Genomic DNA, 16,315 nt, shown 5'->3' with positions numbered 1-16,315 from the left:
CTACTCCGCAATTTGGACGCCTTCTGGCCATCTCAGATCAACCCGTCGCAGATCGCCCCCGTCAATCTCGGGCTGGCGCTGCCGCCAGATAGTCGCCATTGGCCTGCCTTCCACAGGATGGACCAGATCAGGGGCCAATTCTGCCAAGGGCCTCAATACAAAAGCGTAGCGCAGGATCTCGCCACGCGGCAGCTCCGGTCGCTCACCGCTGGCCGAGACGTGATTTCCCACCAGCAGTAAATCCAGATCGATCCGCCGCGGTGCAAAACGCTCACCACCACGCTCACGCCCACAGTCCCGCTCGATCTCGTCGATTATCCGGGCGAGATCCCCCGGCGAGGCCTCACTATCAAATGTCACCACCAGATTGAGGAAATCCTCACCATCAAAACCCACGGCCCGGGAGCGATAGACCGGCGAGGCGGTAACCCCCTCAAAACGGTCAGCCAGCGCCGCCACGGCAATGGGCACCTGCTGCTCGGGCGCGATATTGCTGCCCACACCCACGTAAACCGACCTCATTCCGCCACCTCCGTGGCTGCCGCATAATCCTCGGCCCGGCGGCGGATACACACGCCAACGTCAGCGGCATCGCTCAGCGCCCCCTTCTTGTTCAATACCAGACTGACTTCACTGACACCGAAATCGACTGTGATCAGGCGGCAAATCGAGTCCGCCAGGGCCTCCACCAACTGGAAACGGCTTGATTCCACATGCTCAACCACGGCCTTGGCAACGGTCTTGTAATCAAGGGCATCCTCGATGGCATCACTGCTGGCCGCGGGACGTATATCGGTGGCCATTTCAATATCCAGGACCACATCCTGCGGCAGGCGCCGTTCCCATTCGAAAATGCCCACCACCGTGCGGGCCTTGAGACCACGAATATAAACAGTATCCATTACATTCCTCTGTCAGCCGGCGGCACTGCAGCCGAGCGCATCGCCCGGCGGTTTGAGTTCATCCAGGCGCCAACGGGCCCGCACCGAAATCTCAGGCCCGACCGATTCACCGGCGGCCAACCTGCAGTAACCGGCATAGGCAATCATGGCACCATTATCCGTGCAGAAGGCCGGCCGGGGAAAGTGCAGGGAAACACCCTCCCCCTCCGCCAGCTCGGCCAGGGCGGCGCGCAAGCGGCGATTGGCGCCAACCCCACCCGCCACCACGAGACGCTTGAGACCGGTCTGACGCAGGGCCCGCCGGCATTTGAGGGCCAGCGTATCGACCATGGCCTGCTCAAAATCCCGGGCAATATCCGCCGCCAGCCCCGGCTCATCGGGCGCATCGCGCAAGGCATAGGCCACCGCCGTCTTCAGGCCGCTGAAGCTGAAATCCAGCCCCGGCTTGCGGGTCAGGGGCCGGGGGAAATCGAAGCGACCCGGGCGGCCGCCGGCGGCCAGCTCCGCCAGGGCCGGCCCGCCCGGATAAGGGAGACCGAGTAGCTTGGCCGTTTTGTCAAAGGCCTCGCCGGCGGCATCGTCGATGGACTGACCCAGGGTCCGGTAACGACCCAGCCCCTCCACCGCCACCAGCATGCTGTGACCGCCGGAGACCAACAGGGCGAGAAAAGGGAAATCCGGTGGGTCGGGCTCCAGGCGGGGGGCGAGGAGATGACCCTCCATGTGGTGCACGCCCAGGGCAGGCACACCCCATGCCCAGGCCAGGGAACGTCCCAGACTGGCGCCCACCAGCAAGGCCCCCACCAGGCCCGGACCGGCGGTGTAGGCGACGCCGTCGATGGCGCTGCCATCACAATCCGCCTCGGCCAGGGCCGCCTCCACCAGGGGAGCCAGCTTGCGGATATGGTCTCGGGAGGCAATCTCGGGCACCACGCCGCCATAAATGGCGTGGGAATCCACCTGGCTGTGAAGCTGATGCGCCAGCAAGCCGTCGGCACCGTCATAGACGGCCACCCCGGTTTCGTCGCAGGAAGTTTCGATCCCCAGCACCCGCATTGCAATGCCTCGCCAATGGTTATAGAATTGCGCGCCTTTCCCCGGCGCCGCCCTGTGGCCGCCTGGAGAACGATTCATCAGAGGTGAGAGTTTACATGCCCAGCGTACGCGTGAAAGAAAATGAACCCTTTGAGGTGGCCCTGCGCCGCTTCAAGCGCTCCTGCGAGAAGGCCGGCGTGCTGACCGAAGTCCGTCGCCGCGAACACTACGAAAAGCCCACCCAGGAGCGCAAGCGCAAGCGGGCCGCGGCCGTGAAGCGCCACATGAAGAAGCTGTCCCGCGAAAAGGCTCGCCGTCAGCGCCCCTACTGATCGACTGCATCGGGGCCGAGCACTGCCATGAGCCTTCGCGACCGCATCCTTGCCGATACCAAGACCGCCATGCGCGAGAAAGCGCGTGAGCGCCTGTCCGTGCTGCGCATGCTCTCCGCCGCCATCAAGCAGCGGGAAGTGGATGAGCGCGTCGAGCTGGACGAGGCGGCGATGACCGCGGTGGTGGAAAAAATGGTCAAGCAGCGGCGCGACTCCGAAAAGCAGTATCGGGAAGGCGGCCGGGACGACCTGGCCGACAAGGAAGCGGCCGAAATCGTCATCCTGGAAGAATACCTGCCCGAACAGCTGGATGATGCCGAGCTGGAATCCCTGATCGAGGGCGCCATCAGCGATGCCGGGGCCGGGTCCATGAAGGACATGGGCAAGGTCATGGGCCTGCTCAAGCCCAAGATTCAGGGCCGCGCCGACATGGGCGCGGTCAGTCAGAAGGTCAAGGCCCGCCTGGGCTGATCACTCCCGGGCATACTCCGCCCGCCACAATCGACTATGCTTTGCTATCGGGGCCAGTGCTCAGCCGCCGTCGGCGGCCCCGTGGTGGATCCCCAGACACACCAGCCCAGTGGCAAAGGTAGATGGCACGCATACCCCAGCATTTCATTGATGAGCTGCTTGAACGGGTGGACATTGTCGACCTGATCGACAGCCGTGTGCCGCTGAAGAAAAAGGGCAGCGAATATGCCGCCTGCTGCCCCTTCCATACCGAGAAAACCCCTTCCTTTTACGTGGTGCCGGACAAGCAGTTCTATCACTGCTTCGGCTGCGGCGCCCACGGCACCGCGCTGAGCTTCCTGATGGAGTTCGACCATCTGGATTTCCGCGATGCAGTACAGGATCTGGCCGACCGGGTCGGCCTGGAGATCCCCACCGAGGCCAGCGCCCCCAGCCCCGACCCGGACGGCCATCTGCGGGCCGCCCTGGCCCACGCCGATGACTATTTCCGCCGCCAGCTTCGCCAATCGGAGGCCGCCAAGGCCTATCTTCAGGGCCGCAGGGTCTCGGGCAAAACCGCGGCCCGGTTCGGACTGGGCTACGCCCCCGATCAATGGAGCGGCCTGCTGGACAGCGTCGACAGCGACGCCCGCCGTGAGGCCCTGCTGAGCACGGGCATGCTGGTCCGCAAGGATTCCGGGCGCTTCTATGACCGCTTTCGGGGCAGAGTCATGTTCCCCATCCGCGATAGTCGCGGCCGGACCATCGCCTTCGGCGGCCGGGTGATCGGGGAAGCCCAGGGGCCCAAGTATTACAACAGCCCCGAGCACCCCCTGTTTCACAAGGGCCGCGAGCTCTATGGCCTTTATGAGGCCCGTCAGGCCCTGCGCAGTATTCCGCGCTTGCTGGTGGTGGAAGGCTATATGGATGTCATCGCCCTGGCCGAGGCCGGCATCCACTGGGCGGTGGCCACCTTGGGTACCGCCACCACACCGGATCATCTGGACAAGGCCTTCCGGATCACCCGCGAGGTGGTCTGCTGCTTCGACGGTGACCGGGCTGGCCGACAGGCGGCCTGGCGGGCGCTGGAAAACGCCCTGCCGGCCCTCCGAGCCGGGCGGGAGGTCCGCTTTCTCTTCCTGCCGGAGGGCGAGGACCCGGACTCCATGGTTCGCCGCGAAGGGGCCGATGCCTTCCAGCAACGGGTTGCTGGCGCGGAATCCCTGTCTCGCTGGATGCGGCGCCATTTGAGTGAAGACCTGGACCTGGGCACGGCCGAAGGTCGGGCGGCGCTGGTGGAAAAGGCCCGACCGTTGCTGGCGCGAGTTCGCGACCGGGTCTATCGTGAGCTGCTCTCCGACGAACTGGCCGATGCCGCCGGCCTCGATCCGGCGCGCTGGGCCGCCATGCTGGCCGATGCCACCGAGACCGCCCCCAGCAGCAAGCCAGCCCCAGACACGGCCGCCCCCACCCGGCCCCGAATCCAGCGGCCGGCACCTCTGCAGATTCGGCTGACCCCGGTGCGGGAAGCCCTGGCAATCCTGCTGCAGTCGCCGCGGATCGCCACGCGGGTAGCGGAACAGCCCAAACTGGCAACGCTGGATCTGCCAGGCGCGGACACCCTGGCGAAGATGCTTGAAATCTGTCGGGCAGAGCCCGAGATCAGAACGGCGACCCTGTTGGAACGGTGGCGGGGTGAGCAGGCCCATCCCCACCTGGAAAAGCTTGCCACCACCCGCGTGCCAGGCGAGGACGAGGACCTGGCCCGGCACCTGGACGCCATACTGGCGCGATTGACCGGGCCGCGGGCGATTGCGGCGAGAATGACCGAACTTCTGGACAAGGCGGCCAGCGATGGCCTGGACCAGACGGAAAAAGAGGAATTACGGGCCCTGCAGCAGGCGCGGGCGGCCCAGGAAAAGGCCGGCTGAGCGGGAACTTGCGCGGGCCGGCGTTGCCAGAAAAAACGGCGCGACAGGAACCAGTGTGCCCTTAAAAACTGGAAAGTTTGGGCACTGGCAGATATACTGGCCTGTTTCACTGTCCGCGAAAATCGGACGCGCTTCCTTCAGCCCTCAAGAGTGAACAGTACCGGACTATGGCACAGGATCGCAAGAAGCAGCTGAAACGACTGATCGCGGTCGGCAAGGAGAAGGGTTTCCTCACCTACGCCGAGGTCAATGATGCCCTGCCGGACGACATCGTCGATCCGGAACAGGTCGAAGACATCATCAACATGATCAATGACATGGGTATCGCCGTCCATGAGGTGGCCCCGGACTCGGATCAGCTGCTGATGTCAGACGCGGCAGTCAGTCCCGATGAGGACGCAGCCGAGGAAGCCGCAGCGGCCCTGGCAGCGGTGGACAACGAATTTGGGCGCACGACCGACCCGGTCCGGATGTACATGCGGGAAATGGGCTCGGTGGAGCTGCTGACCCGTGAGGGCGAGATCAAGATCGCCAAGCGGATCGAAGAAGGTCTCAACCAGGCCCTGGAATCCCTGGCTCGCTTCCCTCGTGCCGGCGGTCTGCTACTGGCCGAATATGAAACCGTGCAGGCCGGTGAAACCCGCCTGCCCGACCTGCTCACCGGCTTCCGCGACCCGGAAACCCTGGAAGAAGAGGTCCAGGCCCAGGAAGACGAGGACAGCGACGAAGAACCCCAGGATAACGGCCCCGATCCGGAGGAAGTGGAGAAGCGCATGGCCGCCCTGCGGCGCGCCCACGACAAGATGATTCGGGCGCTGAAAAAGCACGGCTGGGAAGACAAGAAGTCCCAGGAGCTGGTGGCAAAGAATGCGGAACGCTTCCTGGCCTTCAAGCTCAATGTGCGCTTCGTCAATCGTGCCTCCGCGGAGCTGCGGGAAGTCATGACCGCCATCCGCAAGCTTGAACGGGAAATCATGCGGATTGCCGTCAAGGGCGCCGGCATGCCCCGCAAGGAGTTCATCAAGTGCTTCCCGGACAATGAGACCTCCGCCGAGTGGCTGGACCGTCAGATCCGCGCCAAGCGCAAGTGGTCTTCCGGCCTCAACCGTCACCGGGACGAGATCGTTCGGCTCAAGGAAATGCTGGTGGAGCTGGAGCAGGAGAACCACCTGCCCATCGCCCAGATCAAGGAAATCAATCGCCGCATGTCCATTGGCGAAGCCAAGGCGCGGCGGGCGAAGAAGGAAATGGTGGAAGCCAACCTGCGGCTGGTCATTTCCATTGCCAAGAAATACACCAACCGGGGCCTGCAGTTCCTGGATCTGATCCAGGAAGGCAATATCGGCCTGATGAAGGCGGTGGATAAATTCGAATACCGCCGCGGCTACAAATTCTCCACCTACGCCACCTGGTGGATTCGTCAGGCCATCACCCGCTCCATTGCGGACCAGGCCCGCACCATCCGTATTCCGGTGCACATGATTGAGACCATCAACAAGCTCAATCGCGTCTCCCGCCAGATGCTGCAGGAAATGGGCCGGGAGCCTCAGCCGGATGAGTTGGCCGAGCGCATGGAAATGCCGGAGGAGAAAGTCCGCAAGGTGATGAAGATCGCCAAGGAACCCATCTCCATGGAGACACCCATCGGCGATGACGAAGACTCTCACCTGGGTGACTTCATCGAGGACATCACCGTGATCAGCCCGGTTGACTCGGCCACGGCTTCCGGTCTGCGCTCAGCCACCGGCAATGTACTGGCGGGTCTGACCCCTCGCGAAGCGAAGGTGCTGCGGATGCGTTTCGGTATCGACATGAATACCGACCACACCCTGGAAGAAGTGGGCAAGCAATTCGACGTCACCCGGGAGCGGATCCGCCAGATCGAAGCCAAGGCTCTGCGCAAGCTGCGTCATCCCACGCGGTCCGAGCAGCTTCGCTCCTTTCTGGAAGACTGAGAAGTACCAGCGGCCTGAACGCCAAAAGCCCCACCTCGGATCGAGGTGGGGCTTTTTCATGGTTAAGGAACCTCTGATTAATTCAGCGAAAGCTATCCGGGCGTGCCCTTTCCCAGGGCTCGGCATACCAGGCCGGCAGGGTCGCCCCCGAATCCTTCAGATCCCCCGGGTTCAGCCAATGGTAAAACTCATGATAGCTGATCACTTTCCGTTCATTGAGACGATGGTGAAACAGCTCCGGCGAGAATTTCCCGGGATGATCAAGGCCGGTCACCGCGACCAATTCCAGCAAATGCCTGATGGTATTGCGATGGTAGCGATAGACACGCTCTGCCTTGTCCGCCACATCCAGACCGTTCACCCGCAATGGGTCCTGGGTTGCCACCCCGGTGGGACAGCGATTGGTCTCACATTTCCGGGCCTGGATGCAGCCCAGGGCAAACATCATTCCCCGTGCGGAATTACACAGATCAGCCCCGAGGGCGATGTTGCGGGCAATATCGAAGGCGGAAATGACCTTTCCGCTGGCTATCACCCGAATCTGGTCCCTTAAGCCCGCGCCCACCAGGGTATTGTGGGCAAACACTAGGGCATCCCTCAGGGCCATGCCAACATGATTGGATAGCTCCAGTGAGGCGGCCCCGGTACCGCCTTCGCTGCCGTCGATGGTAATGAAGTCCGGCTTGATCCCGGTCTCATGCATGGCCTTGACCACCGCCATGAACTCCACACGACGACCGAGGCACAGCTTCATACCCACCGGCAACCCACCCGACAACTCCCGCAGGCGCGCGATGAATTCCAGCAAGCCGGTGGGAGTGGAGAACTCGCTATGGCAGGAGGGAGAAATCACATCCTGCCCCATGGGCACGCCACGCGCGGCTGCCAATTCCGGGGTCAGCTTTGAGGCCGGCAACATACCACCACCACCAGGCTTTGCCCCCTGGGAGAGCTTCAACTCAATGGCACGAACCTGGGGATAACCCGCCTTGTCCGCGAACTGCGCCGGATCGAAGCCACCCTTGTCATCACGACAGCCGAAATAGCCGCTGGCAATCTCCCAGACCAGGTCGCCACCGTGTCGATGGTGTTCGCTGATTCCCCCTTCACCGGTGTTGTGAAAAAAACCGCCTTTGCGTGCCCCCTGATTCAGGGCGGCGATGGCCCGCCCCGAGAGAGAACCAAAACTCATCGCCGAGATATTGAAATGGGAGGCATCAAACGACTTGCTGCAGTCCTCACCGCCGATTCGAACGCGAGGCTCTTCCTCCAGCTTTCTGCTCGGCGACATGGAATGGTTGAGCCAATCGTAGTCGGAGCCATAAACATTCTGAATGGTGCCGAATGGCACCACATCGTTGACCCCCTTGGCACGGCGATAGACCAGTGCCCGCTGCTCATGGCTAAAGGGATTGCCATCCCGGTCTGACTCAATCAGATACTGACGAAAGTGGTGGCGAAAATCCTCGATGATGTAACGGCCATGACCAATCAGCGGAAAATTGCGTAACAGGGTACGGCGGCTCTGAATCAGATCCCGGATGGCAACAGCAGTCAATAACAGCACAAGGCCGAGTGCCACCCACCAGCCTCCGCCGACCAATGCGACCATGGCGACGGATAATGCGATCAACAGAGCAAGGGTGATCAGAACCAGCATTTTGGCGGACATGGATTCAACTCCGAGCCTGAATCAATTGCAAGCGAAGGCCCTACAACAATAGGCCTCCGTTCCGGCAAGGGCAAATCGCCACATTTCACTCGAGAACTGCAAAGGCAAGCAGCCAGGGCCGTGACAAAAAAAACGGCCCCCAATCGGGGGCCGTCATCAAACCGGATTTTTGTCCCGGGATCAGTCGATGGTGAAATCAATGGTCTGTTGAATTTCGGTGCCCACCGGGCGGCCATCCACCACCCTGGGCTCAAAACGCCAGCGTTCCACGGCGCGTCGAGCGGCCCGATCGAAAACCTCGCCGGGGCTGGATTCCATCACCCGGACATTTTCGGTCTCGCCGTTCTCATTCACCACAAAGCGAACAATCACAAAACCCTCAATACCATTACGGTGAGCATTGGAGGGGTAACGAGGCGCCTCCACACGCAGTGGACGCAACTCGCGATCATCCAGGTCACCCGATTCAAGCTCGTCTTCGCTGACCTGGCGATCCTGCTCCAGTACCTGACGATCCCCGCGTTCATCGCGGCTGGGCCGAATATCCACGCCCAGTTCAACGCCACCGCTGCCGAACTCCGGCTCGAGGGCAAAGTCGCTGCGATCCATGCGCATACTCTCCCTGTCAAAACCCGGCCTTTCGATCTCCATGTCGCGACTGTCCGAAGAACCCAGCCTGGAAGACCCGGGACGACCGACCCGATAACTGCCCAAATCCGTGGAACTTCCACTGCGGGATTCACTGCGCTGGGAAGACTCCTCTTCCTCGTCCGGCTCTTCAGCCAGCAGAGGCATGGATAGACTGACGCAAGCCGCGGCTGCAATCAGAAGAGTGAGCGGACTCAGGGAAACTGTCTTATAGCTCATGGCGACCCCCTATGGAGCTTTCGAGCCAGAAGGGACTGGCCCACCCTCACTATGTGGGATGGAAGCCCGCGGGTCAAACCGTCAGCGCCCTTCTTCCCGACCAACGGCCTCAGTCTTGGGAGAGGCGGCATGGCTGCGTTCGTCTCGGCGCCGGGTTAAACTGCAGATCGCCGTTTTCCTCTTGTGTTCTAGGGAGCTTTTTCTCATGCGCACGCACCAGCTGCCATTCGTCCTGACCGGGCTGACCCTGGTCCTGACCACACTGACTGCCTGTGACGCCAGGGAGGGGGATCAGGCCGCCGCCGATTGGATCGAGAAGGAACGGATTCGGGAACACATCCGCATCCTGGCCTCGGATGAATTTCAGGGCCGGGCACCCGCCACTGCCGGTGGGGAACGAACCGTGGAGTATCTCAGCCGCGAGTTCCAGGGAATGGAGCTGGCACCGGGCAACGAGGGCACATACACCCAGACGGTGCCGCTGCTGGAAACCACCCTGGACCCGACCACTGATCTGATTCTCCACCATGGCGGAGAACGGTGGGAATTGAGCTACGGCGAGGAGGTAATGCTCTGGAGCGGCCGACAGGAAGAAACCGTCCGCCTGGAGGGCAGCGAGCTGGTCTTCGTGGGCTTTGGCACGGTCGCACCGGAGTACGACTGGGACGACTACGCCGATGTGGACGTGCGCGGCAAGACGGTAGTGATGCTGGTCAATGATCCCGGCGTCTTCACGGAAGATCCGGATCTGTTCAACGGGCGGGCCATGACCTACTACGGCCGCTGGACCTACAAGTTTGAAGAGGCCGCCCGCCAGGGGGCCGCCGGCGCCATCCTCATTCATGAAGACGACGCGGCCGGCTACGGCTGGGATGTGGTGGCCGGTAGCTGGTCCGGGCCGCAAATGAGCCTGGCCGGGGAAGACGGGGATCAGGCGCTGGACATGGAAGCCTGGATCAGTCGGGATGTCGCCGACCGCCTGCTGGAAACGGTGGACAGCTCCCTGGAAGACATGACGGAGCAGGCGCTGGCCGCGGACTTCCGCCCCCAGACCCTGCCATTGTCGGCAGAAGCGACCATGGAAAACCGTTTCCGGGAGTCGGAATCCGATAACGTCATCGCCTACCTGCCCGGCCGCGAACGGCCGGATGAGACCATCCTGTTCATGGCCCATTGGGATCACCTGGGGACGGACCCGGACGATGACAGCATTATCTTCAACGGGGCGGTGGACAATGCCAGTGGCACGGCGGCGGTGCTTGAGATCGCCCGCGCCTTTTCCAAACTGGAGCAGGCTCCACGCCGCAGTGTGGCTTTCCTGCTGGTAACCGCGGAAGAGCAGGGCCTGCTGGGCTCTGCCCATTACGCGCGTGAGCCGATATTTGAACCCCATCTGACCGTAGCGGGGATCAACCTGGACAGCATGAACGACTTTGGCCCCACGCGGGATATCACCATCGTCGGTTACGGCAGTTCGGAACTGGAAGAGTGGCTGGCAGAACTGGCGGAACAAGAGAATCGTGAATTGCGCCCTGAACCTCATCCGGAGCGGGGCTATTTCTTCCGCTCCGACCATTTCAGCCTCGCCAAGGTGGGCGTCCCCGTGCTCTACCCCAACCCGGGAATTGACCATGTTGAGCATGGCGAGTCATATGGACAGGCTCAGCTGGATGACTACCAGCAGAATCGCTACCACCGACCGGCCGATGAATTTGACCCGGAGGCAGACTACCGCGGCCTGCTTGCCGATGCCCGCCTCATGTTTCAGCTCGCCCTGGCACTGGCCGAGAGCGATACCTTTCCCAACTGGTACGAAGACAGTGAATTTCGACAGATTCGGGACGAAGACCGACAAGCGGGCCACTGACGCGGACAGACGGCATGGCCCCATTGCAATGCGGGCCAGTTATGGCGTTATATGTCATTAAAGGGGAAACTTCGGGAGCGTGAGCCTGGGACAGAGCAATTTTGTCCCTACTCACTCCGGGGATGGAATTGACGCCTATTCTGATCAACCGGACCGACGGCCTGGGGACGGGCCTGAACTTTGGGGAGTGTAGATGAATATTCTGGTGGTGGACCATTCCAAGGTCTTCCGGGCGATGTGGCACCAACTGGTCCTCAAGGCCGGCCACGAGCCCATCATGGTCGCCTCGGGCCAGGAAGGCCTGGAAATGCTCGGCAAACGCCGGGTGGATCTGGTTTGCGTATCGCTCACTCTGCCGGACACCGATGGCATCGAGTTTTGCCGCCGAGCCCGCAAGACGCGCCGGGGTCGCCACGTGCCGCTCATTCTTCTAACCTCCACCGAAGACAAGAAGGCCCGCCTCAAGGCCTTCGAGGCGGGCGCCACCGACATCCATCCCAAGACTGACATCGAAGAACTGTTCAATCAGGCCGCCCGCTTTGTCGAGGAGGATGATCAACGCATCTCCGGGCGCGTCCTTTATGTCGAGGACTCTACCGTCGTGGCCCATGTCATGCTAAGGATCCTCGAGCGACTGGGCCTGGAAGTCGACCACTACACATCAGCGTCAGACGCCTTTGAGGCTTTCGACAAACACGCCTATGACCTGGTGGTCAGTGACATCCTGGTGGAAGGTGAAATGAGCGGCATGGGCCTGGTCAGCCGTATCCGCGAGAAGTTCCCCGACAAGGCCCGGGTTCCCATCCTTGCCGTATCGGGCATGGATGACATCAATCGACGGATGGAATTATTCCGCCTCGGAGTCAATGATTTCATTTCCAAACCGGTGGTGGAAGAGGAAGTCGTGGCCCGCGTCAGCAACCTGATCTCCAACAAGCAGCTGTTCGACCAGGTCCGCGCCCAGCGCCGGCATCTCTACGAACTGGCCATGATTGATCAGCTCACCGGCCTCTACAATCGCAACTCCCTGTCCGAGTTTGCCAACAAGTCATTCAGTGAAGCCAATCGTCATGATTTCCCCTTGAGTCTGATACTGATCGACATTGACCATTTCAAGCAGATCAACGACACCCATGGGCATCTGACCGGCGACGAGGTGCTTGCCGCCATTGGCGAGATGCTGAAGGAGAAATGCCGGAACGAGGACTTCGCAGTGCGCTTCGGCGGCGAGGAACTGATGCTCATCCTGCCCCATTGCGACAGTGAAGGGGCCGTGCAGCGGGGCGAGGAACTGCGCGAGGCAGTCGAATCCCTGGAGCCCGCAGGCATCCACGTCACGGCCAGTCTCGGGGTCACCTCCCGGCCCCTGGGCCGGGAAGTGTCCATGGAAGATCTGTTCCGAGTGGCTGACGCGGCGGTCTACAAGGCCAAGGAAGGGGGGCGCAATCAGGTGATTACCCTGAGCGCGGAGGAATTCGAATCCCAGGCCGCCAACGGCTGAAGCGACTGTGTTCTGACCTTCCCGGCTTAGCTGGACGGGCGCGCTTCGTGGTAAGTTCTCTCGTTGGAATGGCGCCAGCGAGAGACTGTCATGCCCCCGAAATCCCTGCATCCCGACACCCTGGCCATTCACCGGGGCCGTGCCGTGGACAAAAGCACCGGGGCCGTTACCGCCCCAATCCACATGAGCAGTACCTTCGAAAGGGACGCGGATGGGGATTACCCCCGCGGCTTCAGCTACAGCCGCCAGGCCAACCCCACCCGACACAGCCTGGAACAGTGCCTCGCCGCCCTGGAGAAGGGCAGCGAGGCGGTCTGCTTCGCCTCGGGTAGCGCCGCCACCATGGCCGTCCTGCAGTTGCTGCAACCGGGCCAGCATGTGCTGATCACCCGGGATGCCTATCACGGCACCCGTCACCAGCTGAAAACCCTGTTCGCCCACTGGGGCATCAGTCACGACCTCGTGGATACCACCCAAGTGGCGGCGGTGGAAAAGGCGATCCGCCCAGAGACCCGCCTGCTATGGATCGAGACCCCTTCCAATCCCCTCTTGGGCATCAGCGATCTGGCCGCACTGGCCCGCCTGGGTCAGCGGCACGGGCTGATCACGGTCTGCGACAACACCCTGGCCACGCCGGTCTTTCAGAATCCACTGGATGCCGGCATTGATCTGGTGGTCCACAGCACCACCAAGTATCTGGGTGGCCACAGCGACCTGCTGGGTGGTGTGGTCATCCATGGCCCCGACTTTTCCCAAGCCGAGCAACTGCGGGAGATTCAGGCCAGCGGCGGCGCCGTCCCCGCCCCATTTGATTGCTGGCTGCTTTTGCGCAGTCTGTCCAGCCTGGGGGTTCGGGTTCGGGCCCAGGCGGCCAGCGCCGCCGATCTGGCCCGTCGCCTTGCCGCACACCCGGCCGTGTCGGCGGTATTTCACCCGGCCCTGCCGGAACATCCCGGTCATGAACTGGCCAAACAGCAGTCGGTCCCTGATTGCGGGCTGCTTTCCTTTACCGTCCATGGCGACCGACAGGCCGCATTGGATGTGGTGGCCGGCACAAGATTGTTTACACGAGCCACCAGCCTCGGCGGCGTGGAGAGTCTGATCGAACACCGCGCCTCCATTGAAGGCAAGGATAGCCCGACACCGGGCAATCTGATTCGGCTGTCCATTGGCCTGGAACATATCGACGACCTCTGGCAGGACCTGACAGAGGCGCTTGAAGTGATCAGCCAACCCTAATTTTCAATCACCAAGACAGAGGTAAGCGCATGTTGAAACGGCGACACACACCACCCGGCCCGAGCCTGCTGACCGCGGGACTGCTACTGGCCCTGTTTTGCAGCAATAGCCTTGCCGAAAGCGGCGAGGGCATTACCCTGGAACGCATCATGGACCACCCGGACTGGTTGGGTCAGGCGCCGGAATCCCCCTACTGGCGGGAAGATGGCCGCCATGTGGTGTTTCAGCAAAAGCAGGAAGGCGAGGAAATTCGCGACTATTTTCAACTCGACATGGAGAGTGGCGAGATTGAAAAGCTTGCCGCTGATCAGCTCAGTCGAATCGGTACCGCCAACGGCTCCCTCGACCGTACCCAGCGGCGCCTGGCCTATGCCCATGACGGCAATGTCTTCGTCAAACATCTGGACGATGGCCGAATCCGCCAACTAACCCGCAGCGCCCGGCCGGCCACCGAGGTCCGCTTCCTCGCCGATGATTTTCGGGTGGCCTGGCGCAGCGGTCAGAGCTGGCATGCCTATGACCTGGAAACCGGTCTGGTGGAAGAACTGGCGGACTTGCGGCTGGAGAAAGACCCACTCGAGGACGAGGCCTCTTTCGATTTCCTGCGCATGCAGCAGGAGCGACTGTTCAAGACCCTGAACCGCGAGCGCGACACCGAACAGGCCCTGACCCGGCATGAACGGGAAATCGCCCGGGCTGACGAAAAGCGCCATCATCGCATTCACTTCCTTGGCGATGATATCCGCACACCGGTGCAAAGCCTGGCTCCCAGTGGCGACCAGATGCTGCTGGTGGTGGAGCCTGCCCAGGTGGATGGGGGCCGCACTGGCACCATGCCGGCCTATGTCACCGAGAGCGGTTATGTGGAAACCCAGGATGTGCGCACCCGCGTCGGTCAGAACCCGCCCGTTGGCCAGCAGTTGTGGCTGCTGGAACTGGACGGTGGCGAGCCGGTGGCTCTGGACCTGGGCGAATTGCCGGGTATCAATGACGATCCCCTGGCCGATCTGCGGCCCGAGGCCATCGAATGGCATGTGGAGCACGGCGCCCCCCGGGAAGAAGTGGAGCAGGCCCTGGAAGCCCCCGAACAGCGGGATGTGCGCTTCATGGGTGTGGAATGGGACCGGGAAAACAACCGGGCCGCCGTCATGCTGCGGGCAGTGGACAACAAGGATCGCTGGATCGTGGTGGTGGATGCGGACAGCGGCGAAATGGAAAGCTGGCACCGGCTCACCGACCCGGCCTGGATCAACTGGAACTTCAATGAGTTCGGCTGGCTGCGGGACGGCTCCGGCCTTTGGTACCTGTCCGAGGAAAGTGGCTACGGCCACCTCTATCTGGCCACCGGCCCCAACCGCCACCGGGCACTGACCGAGGGGCGCTACAAGGTCAACAACATCACCCTCGACCGGGATCAGGAATACTTCTACTACCGGGCCAACCAGCCCCATCCGGGGGTCTACGAGATCTTCAGGGTCCCGGTGGCGGGTGGAGAGGCAGAGCAACTCACCGAACTGGGCGGGCAAAACGACTTTGCCCTCTCACCCAAGGCAGATCGCCTGGTGGTGCGCCATGACAATGCCATGACGCCACCGGAGCTCTACTCGGTCAAGATCGGTGAGCCGGGCTCCGCCGAGCGCCTGACCCACACCGTGTCCGAAGAATTCAAGGCCCTGGACTGGATTGCCCCCGAGTTTGTGGAAGTACCGTCCTCACATGTGGACGATCCCATTCATACCCGCCTTTACCTTCCGCCGGACTTCGATCCGGAGAAGGAATATCCGGCGGTGTTCTTCGTCCATGGCGCCGGCTACCTCCAGAACGCTCACCAGGGCTGGTCCCAATATTTCCGCGAGTTCATGTTCCACAGCAAGCTGGCCCATGAAGGCTATGTGGTCATGGACATGGACTACCGGGCCTCGGCCGGTTACGGCCGCGACTGGCGAACCGCCATCTATCGGCAGATGGGGCATCCGGAACTGGAAGACCATGTGGACGGGGTCAACTGGGTCGTGGAGAACTACAGCGTGGACCCGGACCGTATTGGCATCTACGGCGGTTCCTACGGCGGCTTCATGACCTTCATGGCCCTGTTCCGGGAACCCGAAATGTTCGCCGCCGGCGCCGCCCTGCGGCCCGTCAGTGACTGGGCCGCCTATAACCATCCCTACACTTCCAACATCCTCAACACCCCGGAAGTGGACCCCATGGCCTTCGAGCGCAGCTCGCCCATCGAGTACGCCGAAGGCCTGGAGCGGCCACTGCTGATCACCAGTGGCATGCTGGACGACAATGTCTTCTACCAGGACGTGGTGCGCCTGACCCAGCGCCTGCTGGAGCTGGGCAAGGAAGATTTTGAAAACGCCATGTATCCCCTGGAACCCCACGGCTTCGAACATCCCGAAGCCTGGCTGGACCAGTACCGCCGCATCTACAAGCTGTTTGATCGCTATGTGAAGTAGTTGGCCTTGGCCGCTTTTGCGGTAAGGGAACGGGGCGGCAGTGTTTGCCGCCCCGTTTTTTTTGGGGCGGCGAGCTTCGAGCGGCGAGCCCGTAGCCGCCGG

The 16,315-nt window shown here is 62.1% G+C and carries 13 protein-coding genes; 8 read left to right on the top strand and 5 right to left on the bottom strand.

Annotated features, from left to right (window positions below):
- From folK to tsaD, 3 genes are read right to left on the bottom strand one after another with little or no spacing between them, the layout of a single operon-like run.
- Nucleotides 1-522 (bottom strand): 2-amino-4-hydroxy-6-hydroxymethyldihydropteridine diphosphokinase, encoded by a 522-nt coding sequence (folK, locus tag VCB98_RS08550; protein WP_346051714.1) that lies wholly within the window; start codon nucleotides 520-522, stop codon nucleotides 1-3.
- Nucleotides 519-902 carry a dihydroneopterin aldolase gene (folB, locus tag VCB98_RS08545; protein WP_346051712.1) on the bottom strand — a complete coding sequence of 128 codons (384 nt, stop codon included), beginning with the start codon at nucleotides 900-902 and terminating at the stop codon, nucleotides 519-521. The genes folK and folB overlap by 4 nt, the downstream gene beginning before the upstream one ends.
- A 12-nt stretch (nucleotides 903-914) precedes the next feature.
- Nucleotides 915-1,958: a tRNA (adenosine(37)-N6)-threonylcarbamoyltransferase complex transferase subunit TsaD gene (gene tsaD, locus VCB98_RS08540; protein WP_346051710.1), complete on the bottom strand. Its 1,044-nt coding sequence runs from the start codon at nucleotides 1,956-1,958 to the stop codon at nucleotides 915-917.
- A 95-nt stretch (nucleotides 1,959-2,053) separates the two neighbouring features.
- Here tsaD and rpsU point away from each other — a divergent pair, with 95 nt between their 5' ends.
- The 4 genes from rpsU to rpoD all read left to right on the top strand — a co-directional run bounded on the left by rpsU (nucleotide 2,054) and on the right by rpoD (nucleotide 6,605).
- On the top strand, nucleotides 2,054-2,269 hold the full coding sequence (gene rpsU, locus VCB98_RS08535) for a 30S ribosomal protein S21 (RefSeq protein WP_306729353.1): 216 nt from the start codon (nucleotides 2,054-2,056) through the stop codon (nucleotides 2,267-2,269).
- A gap of 27 nt (nucleotides 2,270-2,296) precedes the next feature.
- The gene (locus tag VCB98_RS08530) at nucleotides 2,297-2,740 is read left to right on the top strand and encodes a GatB/YqeY domain-containing protein (RefSeq protein ID WP_346051707.1); all 444 of its coding nucleotides are present in this window, start codon (nucleotides 2,297-2,299) and stop codon (nucleotides 2,738-2,740) included.
- Between the two features lie 122 nt (nucleotides 2,741-2,862).
- On the top strand, nucleotides 2,863-4,650 hold the full coding sequence (dnaG, locus tag VCB98_RS08525) for a DNA primase (protein ID WP_346051705.1): 1,788 nt from the start codon (nucleotides 2,863-2,865) through the stop codon (nucleotides 4,648-4,650).
- Nucleotides 4,651-4,727: 77 nt separating this feature from the next.
- A complete protein-coding gene (rpoD, locus tag VCB98_RS08520) occupies nucleotides 4,728-6,605 on the top strand; it encodes an RNA polymerase sigma factor RpoD (RefSeq protein WP_346051703.1) in 1,878 nt (625 codons plus the stop codon).
- Nucleotides 6,606-6,687: 82 nt separating this feature from the next.
- Here rpoD and VCB98_RS08515 read toward each other — a convergent pair whose 3' ends face one another.
- The gene (locus tag VCB98_RS08515) at nucleotides 6,688-8,277 is read right to left on the bottom strand and encodes an FMN-binding glutamate synthase family protein (RefSeq protein ID WP_346051701.1); all 1,590 of its coding nucleotides are present in this window, start codon (nucleotides 8,275-8,277) and stop codon (nucleotides 6,688-6,690) included.
- A 180-nt stretch (nucleotides 8,278-8,457) separates the two neighbouring features.
- The gene (locus tag VCB98_RS08510) at nucleotides 8,458-9,144 is read right to left on the bottom strand and encodes an energy transducer TonB (protein WP_346051698.1); all 687 of its coding nucleotides are present in this window, start codon (nucleotides 9,142-9,144) and stop codon (nucleotides 8,458-8,460) included.
- Between the two features lie 205 nt (nucleotides 9,145-9,349).
- Here VCB98_RS08510 and VCB98_RS08505 point away from each other — a divergent pair, with 205 nt between their 5' ends.
- The 4 genes from VCB98_RS08505 to VCB98_RS08490 all read left to right on the top strand — a co-directional run bounded on the left by VCB98_RS08505 (nucleotide 9,350) and on the right by VCB98_RS08490 (nucleotide 16,213).
- A complete protein-coding gene (locus VCB98_RS08505; RefSeq protein ID WP_346051696.1) occupies nucleotides 9,350-11,011 on the top strand; it encodes a M28 family metallopeptidase in 1,662 nt (553 codons plus the stop codon).
- 193 nt (nucleotides 11,012-11,204) lie between these two features.
- Nucleotides 11,205-12,512 (top strand): diguanylate cyclase, encoded by a 1,308-nt coding sequence (locus VCB98_RS08500; RefSeq protein ID WP_346051693.1) that lies wholly within the window; start codon nucleotides 11,205-11,207, stop codon nucleotides 12,510-12,512.
- A gap of 90 nt (nucleotides 12,513-12,602) precedes the next feature.
- Complete coding sequence (locus VCB98_RS08495; protein ID WP_346051691.1) at nucleotides 12,603-13,751, top strand: trans-sulfuration enzyme family protein; 1,149 nt, start codon at nucleotides 12,603-12,605, stop codon at nucleotides 13,749-13,751.
- A 29-nt stretch (nucleotides 13,752-13,780) separates the two neighbouring features.
- Nucleotides 13,781-16,213: a S9 family peptidase gene (locus VCB98_RS08490; protein ID WP_346051690.1), complete on the top strand. Its 2,433-nt coding sequence runs from the start codon at nucleotides 13,781-13,783 to the stop codon at nucleotides 16,211-16,213.
- The last annotated feature ends 102 nt before the right edge of the window (nucleotides 16,214-16,315 follow it).

This window comes from Natronospira elongata (assembly GCF_034931365.1).
Taxonomy (GTDB): domain Bacteria; phylum Pseudomonadota; class Gammaproteobacteria; order Natronospirales; family Natronospiraceae; genus Natronospira; species Natronospira elongata.
This window is presented reverse-complemented; position numbering and strand designations above follow the sequence as displayed.

Excerpts from the sequence above, each read along its gene's own strand:
- dnaG (WP_346051705.1), top strand. The coding sequence starts at position 2,863 with ATGGCACGCATACCCCAGCATTTCATTGATGAGCTGCTTGAACGGGTG.
- tsaD (WP_346051710.1), bottom strand. The coding sequence starts at position 1,958 with ATGCGGGTGCTGGGGATCGAAACTTCCTGCGACGAAACCGGGGTGGCC.
- VCB98_RS08515 (WP_346051701.1), bottom strand. The coding sequence starts at position 8,277 with ATGTCCGCCAAAATGCTGGTTCTGATCACCCTTGCTCTGTTGATCGCA.
- VCB98_RS08505 (WP_346051696.1), top strand. The coding sequence starts at position 9,350 with ATGCGCACGCACCAGCTGCCATTCGTCCTGACCGGGCTGACCCTGGTC.
- VCB98_RS08495 (WP_346051691.1), top strand. The coding sequence starts at position 12,603 with ATGCCCCCGAAATCCCTGCATCCCGACACCCTGGCCATTCACCGGGGC.
- VCB98_RS08510 (WP_346051698.1), bottom strand. The coding sequence starts at position 9,144 with ATGAGCTATAAGACAGTTTCCCTGAGTCCGCTCACTCTTCTGATTGCA.
- VCB98_RS08490 (WP_346051690.1), top strand. The coding sequence starts at position 13,781 with ATGTTGAAACGGCGACACACACCACCCGGCCCGAGCCTGCTGACCGCG.
- folK (WP_346051714.1), bottom strand. The coding sequence starts at position 522 with ATGAGGTCGGTTTACGTGGGTGTGGGCAGCAATATCGCGCCCGAGCAG.
- rpsU (WP_306729353.1), top strand. The coding sequence starts at position 2,054 with ATGCCCAGCGTACGCGTGAAAGAAAATGAACCCTTTGAGGTGGCCCTG.
- folB (WP_346051712.1), bottom strand. The coding sequence starts at position 902 with ATGGATACTGTTTATATTCGTGGTCTCAAGGCCCGCACGGTGGTGGGC.
- VCB98_RS08530 (WP_346051707.1), top strand. The coding sequence starts at position 2,297 with ATGAGCCTTCGCGACCGCATCCTTGCCGATACCAAGACCGCCATGCGC.
- VCB98_RS08500 (WP_346051693.1), top strand. The coding sequence starts at position 11,205 with ATGAATATTCTGGTGGTGGACCATTCCAAGGTCTTCCGGGCGATGTGG.